Genomic DNA, 12,306 nt, shown 5'->3' with positions numbered 1-12,306 from the left:
AACTCTGTGCACAGTCGAAAAACTCATGTGGATAACCCTGTGGGAAGTCCGCGCGGACAGCTCGCCGACGTCACGTCGACGCGGTTCACGCGCCCGTCATTCCGGGCGTCGAGGGGAATTACATCCGCGTAATTCCGCGAGACCGCCCCCGTGATCGCGGCGGAGAACGTCCTGGGGAGAACTTCGCTCACAGGGGGTGGAAACTGTGGATAACTTTCCGACGCGGACGACTTCTCGTGCGGCAAACGACGAAGACCCCGGGGATGAACCCCGGGGTCTTCGTCGTTCTGTGCGCGAGGGGGGACTTGAACCCCCACGCCCTTGCGGGCACTGGCACCTGAAGCCAGCGCGTCTACCTATTCCGCCACTCGCGCGAGTCACGGCACGGATGCCACGAACTCAACTTCCCGAGAATATCACGGCGGGGTCCACGTGACGAAACGCGGCCGCGGGAGGCCGCTTCCATGACCTGCCCAGCCGCCCTGGCTACGATGTGCCTACTGGTCTGCCTGCCCGAAGGAGTCTCGTGGGACTACTCGACAGTTTCGAGAAAGGTCTCGAACGCGCCGTCAACGGTGCGTTCGCGAAGACCTTCCGTAGCGGCATCCAGCCGGTGGAGATCGCCTCCGCGCTGCGCAGCGAGCTCGACAAGAAGGCCGTGGTGGTCACGCGCGAGCGCATCCTGGCGCCGAACGCCTTCTCGGTGCGCCTCTCCCCCGCCGACGACGAGAAGATGGGCGCCCTGGGCTCCACACTGCTCACCGAGCTCGACACGCTCGTGAAGAAGCACGCCCGCACGCAGGGCTACTCGTTCGCGGGGCCCGTCGCCATCACGATCGAACGCGACTCCTCCCTGTCGACGGGCACGCTCCGCGTGGACTCGCAGACCACCGAGGGCCGTGTCGCCTGGCGCGGTGTCGTCGACATCGACGGCACACGTCATCCGCTCACGAGCTCGCGCACCGTGATCGGACGCGGCAGCGACGCCGACATCACCATCCCCGACGCCGGCACCAGCCGCAAGCACGTCGAGATCCTGTGGGACGGCGAGCGCGCGATGGTCCGCGACCTGGGCTCGACCAACGGCACCACCCTGAACGGCCGCAAGGTCTCGGAGGCGGCACTGCCCCCCGATTCGACGATCTCGATCGGCCGCACCAATATCGTGTTCCGTGTGGTCGCGCAGGCGCAGCCGCCGCGGCGCCCGCAGGCGTCCGACGCCACGAGCATCTTCGACGTCCGGGAACGGGGACCCCTGTCATGAGTCAGCTGACTCTTCTTCTTCTGCAGGGCGGGTTCCTCGTGCTGCTGTGGTTCTTCGTGTTCGGCGTCGTCTACTCGCTGCGTGCCGACCTCTTCGGCGTGAAGGTGCGCAAGCTCCCCGAGCCGGCGGCAGCGTCGTCCGCTCCCGCGGCCGCGGCGCCGACCGCGTCTCCCGACGCCGTGACCACGCAGGTCAAGCGTCCGGCCGCACCGCCCGCTCCCGCCCCGGTCGGGGCTCTCGCGACGACCGCGGCGGTCTCGCGCATCGTCATCACGAGCGGCCCCAAGGCGGGTCTCGAACTCCCGCTGGGCACCGAGCCGCTCACGATCGGCCGGTCGAGCGAGTCGGGGCTCGTCATCCGCGACGACTACACCTCCAGCCACCACGCCCGACTCGTGCTGTGGGGCGATCAGTGGATGCTGCAGGACCTCGACTCCACCAACGGAACGACGCACGACGGCGTCCGCGTCGCGTCGCCCGTGCAGGTCAAGGTGGGTGCGCCCATCAAGGTCGGCGCGACCACGTTCGAGTTGAGGACGTAAGCCACCCCCATGGTCTTCCAGGGCTCGAGCGCCGCCATCTCTCACACGGGCAAGGTGCGCTCCAACAATCAGGACTCCGGCTATGCCGGGTCCAACCTCTTCGTCGTCGCCGACGGGATGGGCGGTCATGCCGGGGGCGACGTCGCCTCGAGTCTGGCGATCCACCGACTGACCGAGCTCGACCAGCCCTTCGGCACCCCCGCGCAGGCGGAGCACGCGATCCGCGACGCCCTCGCCGACACCGCGGCCGAGCTGATCGACACGGTCGCCCGCCGCCCCGAGCTCGCCGGTATGGGCACCACGGTGAGCGCCCTGGTGATGGTCGACGACTACGCCGTCATCGGCCACATCGGCGACTCGCGCATCTACCTCTACCGCGACGACACGCTCACGCAGATCACGGCCGACCACACCTTCGTGCAGCGCCTCGTCGACTCGGGCCGCATCACGCCCGAAGAGGCGCGATACCACCCGCGGCGCTCCGTCCTCATGCGCGTGCTCGGCGACATGGACCCCGATCCCGAGGTCGACAGCTTCATCATGCCGACGCAGGACGGCGATCGCTGGCTGCTGTGCTCCGACGGGCTGTCGGGGGTCGTCGACGACCCGCACACCGCCAAGACGCTCGCCCTCGGCATGCCCCCGGCGCGCACGGCCGACGCGCTGCTCAAGCAGGCGCTCGACGGCGGCGCGCCCGACAACGTCACCGTGGTGCTCGTCGACGTGGGCGGCCAGCATCCGGTGTTCATCGGCACCCCGGCGATCGTCGGCTCCGCCTCCAACCCGAGCGGCGTGGTCGTCCCGGCGGCCCGGCCCAGCCGTCCGAACTGGCTGCACCACGCCCGCCAGGTCGCCAACGAACCGACCCATTTCGAGCCCGCCGCGGAGTTCCTCGAGGAGCTCATCGAAGAAGACCGCCGTCGCGCGCGCCGTCGCCGTTTCGGCTGGCTCGCCGCGCTGCTCGTCGTGCTGGCCGGCATCGGGCTCGCCCTGTTCGCCGGGTACAACTGGACCCAGACGCGGTACTACGTCGGCGCCGACGAGAACTCGGTCGTCATCTACCGCGGCATCCAGCAGTCCATCGGGCCGATCTCGCTCTCGACCGTCTACGAGGACACCAACATCGTGCTCGCCGATCTGTCGGACTTCGACCGTCAGACCGTCGAGGCCACGATCTCGGCCCGCTCGCTCTCCGATGCGGAGCTGATCGTCGACCGCCTGCGCCCGGCGGCGGAGGGAAGCGGATGACCGACCAGAAGCAGACGCGCTCCCCCGACGCCGTGTCGACCGACACGGCTGTGATGCGCGCCCTGAAGAAGATCCGCGTCCCGGCGACGCAGCGCAACCGCGAGCTGGGTCTGCTCTTCTTCGCGATCGCCGTCTACGGCTCCGCCGTGGCCCTCGTCCAGCTCGGGGCGACCGGCGCGATCGACACCGGCTTCCTCTCGCTCGCCGCCGTGCCCGCCGTGCTCGGCCTCGTGATGCACGTCGTGCTGCGCCTGCGCGTGCGCGACGCCGATCCGTTCGTCCTCCCCATCGCCACCGTGCTGACGGGTCTCGGCATCGCGATGATCTACCGCATCGACCTCGCCGACCAGAGCGCCGGATGGGATGCCACGGGTCACCGCCAGATCGCGTGGGCCGCCATCGCGATGATCTGTGCACTGGCCGTGCTGATCTTCGTCCGCAACTACCGCGTCCTCTTCCGGTACACCTACCTCTCGGGACTGGTCGGCATCCTGCTGCTGCTCCTGCCTTTCGTGCCCGGTCTGGGCACCGACCAGAACGCCGATGTGTGGGTCTCGCTCGGCTTCGTGTCGTTCCAGCCCGGTGAGCTGGCGAAGATCTGCCTCGCGATCTTCTTCGCCGGCTACCTCGTGCGCACCCGAGAGAGCCTCACCTCCACGGGCACCCGGTTCCTCTTCATGACCTGGCCGCGGGCGCGCGAGCTCGGCCCGGTGCTCATCATCTGGCTCGTCTCGCTCGGCATCATCGTGCTGCAGCGCGACCTCGGAACCGGCCTGCTCATCTTCGGCATGTTCGTCGCCATGCTCTACGCCGCGACCGGCAAGACGAGCTGGGTCGTCATCGGCCTGATCCTCGTCGCCAGCGGTGCGTTCCTGGCATCCCGGGTTCTGCCCTACGTGCAGGGCCGCTTCGCCAACTGGCTGAACGCCTTCGACCCCGAGGTCATCGACCGCGACGGCGGCAGCTACCAGCTGGTGCAGGGCATCTTCGGGCTGTCCCACGGTGGACTGTTCGGCACCGGGCTCGGCCAGGGGCGTCCGTACATCACGCCGCTGTCGCAGAGCGACTACATCGTCCCGAGCCTCGGCGAGGAGCTCGGCCTCGTCGGGATCTTCGCGATCCTCGCGTTGTACATGGTGTTCACCAGCCGTGGCATCCGCGTCGGTCTCGCCGGTCAGGACGACTTCGGCAAGCTCCTCGCGACGGGCTTCTCGTTCACGATCGCCCTGCAGGTGTTCATCATGGTCGGCGGCGTCACGCGCGTCATCCCGCTGACGGGTCTGACCACGCCCTTCCTCGCCGCCGGCGGATCGTCGCTCATCGCGAACTGGATCATCGTGGCGTTCCTGCTGCGCATCTCCGACGCCGTCCGCTCCCGCCCCCGGGTGGTGATCGGCTGATGCGCCGCACCCCCGCCGCCCCCCGACCCGAGGAGGCACCGTGACCAAAGAACTCCGACGCCTCAGCATCGTCATGCTCGCCATGTTCCTGGCGCTGTTCGCCTCGACGAGCGTCATCCAGGTCGTCCAGGCGAACGCCCTGACCAACACCCAGGGCAACACCCGCGCCCTCTACGACTCCTTCGAGATCCAGCGCGGATCGATCATCGTCAGCGGCACGCCGATCGCCCAGTCGGTCCCGTCCGACGACGTGTACAGCTGGCAGCGCCAATACGCGGATGCCGCCATGTGGGCGCCCGTGACCGGCTACATGAACCCCGTGCTCGACGCGAAGACCAACATCGAGTCCGCCGAGAACAGCGTGCTCAGCGGCTCCGACTCGAACCAGTTCTTCTCGCGCATCGACCGCGCCATCACCGGTCAGGCCCCGCGCGGATCGAACGTCGAACTCTCGCTCGACGCGAACGTGCAGAAGGCCGCGTGGGACGCCCTCGGCGACCAGCAGGGCGCCGTCGTGGCGATCGAACCCTCGACCGGTCGCATCCTCGCCATGGTCTCGAAGCCGAGCTTCGACACGAACACGCTCGCCTCCCACGACACGGATGCCGTGAACGCGGCGTACGACCAGCTGGTCGCCGACAGCGCGAAGCCGCTCGACAACCGCGCGATCTCGGGGAACCTGAACCCCCCGGGGTCGACGTTCAAGCTCGTCGTGGCCTCGGCCGCCCTGGCATCCGGCAAGTACACCCCCGACTCGGCCTTCCCCAATCTCGCCGCCTACACGCTGCCGCAGTCGACCAACGTCGTCAGCAACGCCGGCGGCGGAACGTGCGGCGGCGGCGACACCGTGACCATCGCCACGGCCCTGCGGTTGAGCTGCAACATCCCGTTCGCCGAGCTCGCCGTCGAGTTGGGCGACGACGCGATCCGCGCGGAGGCGGAGAAGTACGGTTTCAACACGTCCTTCACGATGCCGCTGACGTCGACCGCGTCCACCTACCCGGCCAGCCCCAACGCGCCGCAGACCGCGCTGAGCGGCTTCGGCCAGGGCGACGTCCGCGCCACGCCGCTGCAGATGGCCATGGTCTCGGCGGGCATCGCGAACGACGGTGTGGTGATGAACCCGCGGATGGTCGATCGGGTGATCGAGCCGAACCTGTCGGTCACCGACGAGGGCACCAGCAGTGAGTTCGGTCGCGCGATCGAGTCCGACGTCGCCGCCCAGATGGTGTCGATGATGACGGCGAACGTCCAGGACGGCGCGGCATCGAATGCAAGAATAGACGGGGTCCAGGTGGCGGGTAAGACCGGCACCGCGGAGAACGATTCCCGCCCCTACACTCTCTGGTTCACCGGCTTCGCACCGGCGGACGACCCTCAGGTCGCCGTCGCCGTGGTCGTCGAAGACGGTGGAGGCCAGGGGCAGAGCGGGAGCGGCAACGAGATCGCCGCCCCGATAGCGAAGAAGGTCATGGAGGCGGTGCTGGGTAAATGAGACCGACACAGGGTGTGACCTTCGGCGGGCGGTACGAGCTCGATTCACGGATCGCGATCGGCGGTATGGGCGAGGTCTGGGAGGCGACCGACCACGTCATCGGACGGACCGTCGCCATCAAGATCCTCAAAGACGAGTACATGGGCGACCCGGGCTTCTTGGAGCGCTTCCGCGCCGAAGCCCGCCACGCCGCGCTCGTGAACCACGAGGGCATCGCGAGCGTCTTCGACTACGGCGAGGAAGACGGCAGCGCCTTCCTCGTGATGGAGCTCGTCCCCGGCGAGGCCCTGTCCACGATCCTCGAGCGCGAGGGGTCGCTGTCGAGCGACAAGACCCTCGACATCGTCGCGCAGACCGCAGCCGCCCTCCAGGCGGCGCACGCCGCGGGCCTCGTGCACCGCGACATCAAGCCCGGCAACCTGCTGATCACCCCCGACGGCCGCGTGAAGATCACCGACTTCGGCATCGCACGCATCGCCGATCAGGTCCCGCTCACCGCGACCGGCCAGGTCATGGGCACGGTGCAGTACCTCTCCCCCGAGCAGGCCTCGGGACACCCGGCGTCACCGGCCACCGACACCTACTCGCTGGGCATCGTCGCGTACGAATGCCTGGCGGGCAAGCGTCCCTTCACGGGCGAGTCGCAGGTGGCCATCGCCATGGCGCAGATCAACGAGCAGCCCGCTCCGCTGCCGCCCACGGTCGCCGTCCCGGTGCAGAACCTCGTGATGGCGATGATCGCGAAGAAGCCCGAGGACCGCCCGGCATCCTCCGCCGCCGTCTCGCGCGCCGCAGCCGCGCTCCGCCGCGGCGACCTCGCCGCTGCCGCGGCGGCCGTCCCGGCGATCGCCGCCGGTGCCGCCGCTGTCGACGACGCCACGCAACTCCTCACCTCGGGGCAGACCTCGGCCACCACGCGCCTGCTGCCCGCGGCCGGCGCCGCAGCGGCGGGTGTCGCTCCCATCCTCACGGAGGAGCACACCGAAGAGGACGCCGCCCCGCAGAAGAAGAAGCGGAGCCCCTGGACGTGGCCGCTGGTCGCGCTCATCGTGCTGCTGGCCCTGGTCCTCGGTGGAACGCTCTTCACGCTCCTGGCGAACCAGAACGAGCCGGACGCCGCCCCCACCAGTGCCGCTCCCAGTTCCGCCACTCCCAGCACCCCCGCCTCTCCGTCGACCTCGCCGACGCCCACGCAGTCGGCACAGCTCGTCGACGTCGACGCCCTCGACCTCATCGGCAAGACCTGCGACGAAGCGCGCAGCATCCTGGGTGACGCGAACCTCGGCGCGACGTGCGCCACCGGCACGGCCGCCGAGAACGCCGACCAGATCGGTCTCGTGTACATCGTCGACCCCACGGGACGCAACCTCGAGGGCACGAACATCACGGTGACCGTGTACGGCGAAGAGACGCCGCTGCAGCAGCCGGGTACGCCCACCCTCCCGGGCACGTCCGTCACGGCCGGCAGCGACATCCAGGTGTCGTGGCAGCAGTACTCCTGCCCCGCCGGTACCGGCAGCGTGACGTCGTACGACTTCACCGCGACGAACGGCACGTTCGACACGAACGGTCAGTCCACGGCGTCGTTCTCGCCCGACGAGCGCAACGCGCAGCTGAAGGTGAGCAACTCGGTCGGGCAGTCGCTGCGCGTCACGTACACCGTCAGCTGCTCGGGCACCGACCGCACGGCAGGACCCTCGGGCGAGGCATCCGCCTCGATCACGGGAGGCAACTCGCCGAGCCCCTCCACCACGGGCAACGGCGCCGGCGCCACCACCAAGCCCTGAGCTTCGACCCACCCCCTCCGGGAGTTTTCGTGACCATTGAGACGCGCGTCCTGTCCGGGCGCTACCGCGTCGACGACCTCATCGGTCGCGGCGGCATGGCGAGCGTCTATCGTGGCTACGACCAGACGCTCGGGCGCACGGTGGCCATCAAGATCCTCAAGGCCGATCTGGCAGGCGACGCCGCGTTCCGTACGCGCTTCCGTCTCGAGGCTCAGGCCGCGTCGCGCATGGCTCATCCGACCATCGTCCGTGTCTTCGACGCGGGCGAGGACGTCGAGGTCGGCGTCGACGGCCAGGAGCGCCCCGTTCCGTACATCGTCATGGAGCTCGTGCACGGGCGCCTGCTGAAGGAGATCATCGCCGAGGGCTCGGTGCCGGTCGACGATGCGCTGCGCTACGTCGACGGCATCCTCGAGGCCCTCGAGTACTCCCACCGCGCCGGAGTGGTGCATCGCGACATCAAGCCCGGCAACGTCATGATCACGGATGCCGGGCGCGTCAAGGTCATGGACTTCGGTATCGCGCGAGCCGTGTCCGACTCGTCGTCCACCGTCGCCGAGACGACCGCGATCGTGGGCACGGCGGCGTACTTCTCGCCGGAGCAGGCGAAGGGCGAGTCCGTCGACGCCCGAGCCGATCTGTACTCCACCGGTGTCGTGCTCTACGAACTGCTCACGGGCCGCCCTCCCTTCCGCGGCGAGACCCCCGTCGCCGTCGCGTACCAGCACGTGAGCGAGGCCCCGCTGCCTCCGAGCGAGGTCAACGAGAGCATCCCCCGCGCCCTCGACGCGATCGTGCTGCGCGCACTCGCGAAAGACCCGTTCCAGCGTCCGCAGGATGCCGCGGGCTTCCGCGAGGCACTCGACGAGACCGCCGACGGCAAGTCGCCGACGAAACGCCAGATGTCGGCCCTCTCTAACGAGCTCTACGGACCGAACCCCCGCCAGGCTGCCGAGACCGCCCGTTCGCTCCGGCAGCTCAGTACCGACACGACCATGCGTCGCACCCAGCCCGGACCGCCCGTCGCGTGGATCTGGGCCGGCGTCACGGTGCTCGCCGTCCTGCTCGTCGCCGTCCTCATCTGGGTGATGCAGATCCAGCCGAATGAGGACGTGCCCACCAACTCCTTCACCGTCCCCAACGTCGTAGACATGTCGTACGAGCGGGCCGTCGAGACACTCGAGGCGCAGGAGCTCACCGCGAGCCGTGTCAACGAACCCGACGCGGACATCGCCGCAGGCAACGTCACGCGCACCACCCCCGACGCGGGGACCACCGTGGCGTCCGGTCAGCAGGTCACCGTCTACGTCTCGACCGGGCCTGACACCGCGTCGGTGCCGTCGCTGGAGGGCCTGTCCGAGTCCGAGGCGCGCACCGCCTTGCAGAACGCGGGTCTGTCGGTCGGATCGATCCGCCGCACCACCGATCCCGCTCTCTCCGCAGGCACCGTGATGTCCGCGAGCGCCGAGGCCGACACGCAGCTGGCCAAGGGCACCGCGGTCAACCTGGTCGTCGCCAGCGGCCAGGTCGTCATCGTCAACTACACGGGGTACCTCCTCGAAGCCGCCATCCGCGACCTCGAGTCCGACAGCAAGCAGCTGACGGTCATCACGCAGGAAGACCCCGGATGCCGCGCCACGACGCCCCAGACGGTGAGCGGCCAGTCGCTCGCCCCGGGTGAGGTGCCGGTGCACAGCGAGATCACGCTGTCGGTCTGCTCGGGCTCCTGAGGCCACGCGGGCTGAGGCGGGCGGCGCGTTCGGCCGCGCCGGGCATGCCGGCGTTCTCCAACCACCGACCCAGGAGGGCGTGACCCCCCTCGGTGAGGACGCTCTCGGGGTGGAACTGCACCCCCTCGATCGGCGCGGTTCGGTGGCGGATCCCCATGACGACACCGCCATCCGTGAGCGCCGTCACCTCCAGCACGTCCGGCACCGACGTCGGGTCCACCGCGAGGGAGTGGTACCTCGTCGCCGAGAATCCGTCCGGCAGGTCGGCGAAGACGCCCGCGCCGTCGTGTCGCACGACACTCGTGATCCCGTGCAGCAGCTCGGGGGCGTGCCCCACGCGCCCTCCGAACGCCGTCGCGATGGCCTGGTGCCCGAGGCACACCCCGAGAAGAGGGATGCCGAGCTCCGCCGCCTCGAGGATCACCCGCTCGGACTGGCCGGCTTCGGCGGGATGCCCCGGTCCCGGGGAGACCAGGACGGCGTCGGCGGATCCCCCGACGACGGTCGACAGCCGGGTGTCGTCGGCGGACAGGAGGTCCGTCTGCGCACCCAGGTCGCGCAGGTAGCCGGCGAGGGTGTGGACGAAACTGTCGCGGTTGTCGACGATGACGACGCGCCAGGGGCTCACTCGACCGTGACCTCCTGCGGGTAGACGATGTCGCTGACCCAGGGGAAGACGTAGAAGAAGAGGCCGTAGAGCACGGCCACCAGCAGGACGATCACGATCAGCAGGCGCACCCACCACGGACCGGGGAGGACGCGCCAGAGGGCTCCGTACATCAGGCTGCTCCAGAGGTCAGGGCGAGAGGCGGGCCCGCGTCGGTGCGGGGGGTGTACGACTCGAAGACACCGTAGGCGATCGCTCGTTCGGAGAAGCCGTAGCGCGGGCTGCAGGTCGTCATCGTGATGATGCGGTCGGTCGCCTCGATCTCGGGGCGCTGCGGGAGGGGCAGCAGCACGTCGACCGCGTCCGGACGCACGTACTCGAGGTTGCGATAGCGATAGGTGTACCACCCGGTCTCGGTCTCGACCACGATGGCGTCACCGATGTGCAGCGACGGCAGATCCGCGAAGGGAGCCCCGTGGCTGCCGCGATGACCGGCGATGGCGAAGTTGCCGAGCTGACCGGGCATGGCGCTGTCGGGGTAGTGTCCGAGGCCGATCGGGTCGAGCGTCCGCGACGCACTCACCCCACCGGCCAGGCGGAACTGATAGTCGGAACCCAGCCGTGGGATGCGCACGACGCCGAAGATCTGGGCATCGTCGGGCTGCGCCATCGCCGGCGGATCGGAAGTGGGCGGGATGCCCGGGGTCGAGGTGTCGCTCGGCGCCGGAGCAGGCGGATCGGCCGCCCACGACTCGGTGATGTCGCGCGCCTCGTTCTTGAACTGCGACCCGATGATGACGTCGCCGATCCACAGCTGCCAGACCACGAAGAGGAGCACCAGCACACCGGCGGTCACGAGGAGATCGCCGATCACGCCGATGACCGAGAGACCACGGCGGGGAGCCGTCGTGCGCCGCCGTGCCCGTCGGGTCTGAGGCTGCGGGACGGTGTGCACGAGGCGAGTCTAGTTCCGTGGGTTCGCGCACACCTGAGCATTAGACTGTGCCGCATGGCTCGAACTGGCAAAGGCGAAGACCCGATCGCCGAACGCAACGACGGTGGATCCGCCCCGAACCCGGTGTGGTTCCTGCCCATCATGATCGGCCTGATGCTGATCGGACTCGTCTGGGTGCTGGTGTTCTACCTCAGCAACTCGCAGTTCCCCATCCCGGGGATCGGCCCCTGGAACCTCGTCATCGGGTTCGGCATCGCCTTCGTGGGCTTCCTCATGACCACCCGCTGGCGCTGACTTACACCCGTGTAATTCATCCCCACCTGTGGATGGAGCTGTGGATAAGTCTCAGAGGTAGGCCACCGCGGGTATCGCCAGCAGCGCGACGAGCACCACGGTGACGGCCACGAGCAGACCGGTCTGCAGACCCCGTTGACGCTGCGCTCGGGTGCGCGAGTAGATGACGCCGACCACGGCGCCGGTGACGAGGCCACCGAGGTGCGCCTGCCACGAGATGCCGATGGCTGCGAGCGACGACGCGAAGTCTCCGGACCCGATCGCGTTGATCCCGGCGAGGACGAACGGCCAGGCGAAGTTGATGGCGATGAGGATCGCGATCACCCGGATGTCGGCGCCGAGGTGCCGACCGATCACGAGCAACGCGCCGAACAGCGCGAAGATGGCTCCCGAGGCGCCGACCGTCCACACGCCCGGTGCCAGGAGGGCGACAGCGACCGAGCCGCCGAGCGCCCCGAGCAGGTAGAGGATCAGGAATCGCGCCCTGCCGAGCAACGGCTCGAGGCTGCGCCCGATGAACCACAGCGCGAGCATGTTCAGCGCCATGTGGAGGAAGCTGCCGTGCACGAGTGCCACCGTGAGCAGACGCCACGGCTGCAGGATTCCCGCCTGCGGCAGCACGAAGAAGCTGTTGAACGCCAGGAGATCGGACAGCACGCTTCCGACACCCGGGATCAGCCCGATGATGTAGACCAATCCGGTCACGGCGATGATGCCGAGCGTCATGGTCGGGCGACCTGACGAGACCACCGACATGGGACGGGACGCCCAGCGGCGCTCAGCCTTCTTCTGCGCCGGTGTCTGCGTGGCGCGCTGCTGCGCCATGCACTCGGGACAGATCACTCCGACGGCGGCGGGGGTCCGGCACTCCGAGCACACGGTGCGCATGCACCGCTGGCACAGCACGAAGCTCTGCCGGTCGGGATGCCGGTAGCAGAAGTTGTCGCTGTTGCGACGGAATTCCTCGGTGGTGGACACCCGCCG

The 12,306-nt window shown here is 69.0% G+C and carries 12 protein-coding genes and 1 tRNA gene; 8 read left to right on the top strand and 5 right to left on the bottom strand.

Annotated elements, in window-relative coordinates:
* Positions 1 to 290: 290 nt before the first annotated feature.
* Positions 291 to 374 (bottom strand) — tRNA-Leu (locus AB0230_RS15905).
* Positions 375 to 526: 152 nt separating this feature from the next.
* On the opposite strand from AB0230_RS15905, the gene AB0230_RS15900 reads away from it, so the two are divergent.
* Genes AB0230_RS15900 through pknB form a run of 7 tightly spaced genes read left to right on the top strand, consistent with a single transcriptional unit; the run spans position 527 to position 9,466 of the window.
* Entirely contained in the window at positions 527 to 1,264 is a 738-nt protein-coding gene (locus AB0230_RS15900) for a DUF3662 and FHA domain-containing protein (RefSeq protein ID WP_315994103.1), read from the top strand.
* Entirely contained in the window at positions 1,261 to 1,806 is a 546-nt protein-coding gene (locus AB0230_RS15895; RefSeq protein ID WP_315994104.1) for an FHA domain-containing protein, read from the top strand. The genes AB0230_RS15900 and AB0230_RS15895 overlap by 4 nt, the downstream gene beginning before the upstream one ends.
* 9 nt (positions 1,807 to 1,815) lie before the next feature.
* Positions 1,816 to 3,054 (top strand): PP2C family serine/threonine-protein phosphatase, encoded by a 1,239-nt coding sequence (locus AB0230_RS15890; protein ID WP_315994105.1) that lies wholly within the window; start codon positions 1,816 to 1,818, stop codon positions 3,052 to 3,054.
* The gene (locus AB0230_RS15885; RefSeq protein ID WP_363388280.1) at positions 3,051 to 4,454 is read left to right on the top strand and encodes an FtsW/RodA/SpoVE family cell cycle protein; all 1,404 of its coding nucleotides are present in this window, start codon (positions 3,051 to 3,053) and stop codon (positions 4,452 to 4,454) included. Before AB0230_RS15890 ends, AB0230_RS15885 begins: the two co-directional genes overlap by 4 nt.
* 40 nt (positions 4,455 to 4,494) lie before the next feature.
* Complete coding sequence (locus AB0230_RS15880) at positions 4,495 to 5,949, top strand: penicillin-binding protein 2 (RefSeq protein WP_363388282.1); 1,455 nt, start codon at positions 4,495 to 4,497, stop codon at positions 5,947 to 5,949.
* Positions 5,946 to 7,736, top strand: a complete 1,791-nt coding sequence (locus AB0230_RS15875; RefSeq protein ID WP_315994108.1) for a serine/threonine-protein kinase — start codon at positions 5,946 to 5,948, stop codon at positions 7,734 to 7,736. The genes AB0230_RS15880 and AB0230_RS15875 overlap by 4 nt, the downstream gene beginning before the upstream one ends.
* A gap of 29 nt (positions 7,737 to 7,765) precedes the next feature.
* Positions 7,766 to 9,466, top strand: coding sequence for a Stk1 family PASTA domain-containing Ser/Thr kinase (gene pknB / locus AB0230_RS15870; protein WP_315994109.1), 1,701 nt, complete (start codon positions 7,766 to 7,768; stop codon positions 9,464 to 9,466).
* On the opposite strand, the gene AB0230_RS15865 is transcribed toward pknB, so the two are convergent.
* The 3 genes from AB0230_RS15865 to AB0230_RS15855 are packed head-to-tail and all read right to left on the bottom strand — an operon-like array spanning position 9,438 to position 11,028.
* Entirely contained in the window at positions 9,438 to 10,094 is a 657-nt protein-coding gene (locus tag AB0230_RS15865; RefSeq protein WP_366376797.1) for a gamma-glutamyl-gamma-aminobutyrate hydrolase family protein, read from the bottom strand. The genes pknB and AB0230_RS15865 overlap by 29 nt on opposite strands.
* A complete protein-coding gene (locus AB0230_RS15860; RefSeq protein ID WP_363388292.1) occupies positions 10,091 to 10,246 on the bottom strand; it encodes a hypothetical protein in 156 nt (51 codons plus the stop codon). The genes AB0230_RS15865 and AB0230_RS15860 overlap by 4 nt, the downstream gene beginning before the upstream one ends.
* Positions 10,246 to 11,028, bottom strand: coding sequence for a class E sortase (locus tag AB0230_RS15855; RefSeq protein WP_363388295.1), 783 nt, complete (start codon positions 11,026 to 11,028; stop codon positions 10,246 to 10,248). Before AB0230_RS15855 ends, AB0230_RS15860 begins: the two co-directional genes overlap by 1 nt.
* Before the next feature lie 54 nt (positions 11,029 to 11,082).
* On the opposite strand from AB0230_RS15855, the gene AB0230_RS15850 reads away from it, so the two are divergent.
* Complete coding sequence (locus tag AB0230_RS15850; RefSeq protein ID WP_076673116.1) at positions 11,083 to 11,322, top strand: cell division protein CrgA; 240 nt, start codon at positions 11,083 to 11,085, stop codon at positions 11,320 to 11,322.
* 51 nt (positions 11,323 to 11,373) lie between these two features.
* On the opposite strand, the gene AB0230_RS15845 is transcribed toward AB0230_RS15850, so the two are convergent.
* On the bottom strand, positions 11,374 to 12,300 hold the full coding sequence (locus AB0230_RS15845; protein ID WP_363388299.1) for a rhomboid family intramembrane serine protease: 927 nt from the start codon (positions 12,298 to 12,300) through the stop codon (positions 11,374 to 11,376).
* Positions 12,301 to 12,306: the final 6 nt, after the last annotated feature.

Source organism: Microbacterium sp. NPDC089190 (genome assembly GCF_040701795.1).
Taxonomy (GTDB): domain Bacteria; phylum Actinomycetota; class Actinomycetes; order Actinomycetales; family Microbacteriaceae; genus Microbacterium; species Microbacterium galbum.
This window is presented reverse-complemented; position numbering and strand designations above follow the sequence as displayed.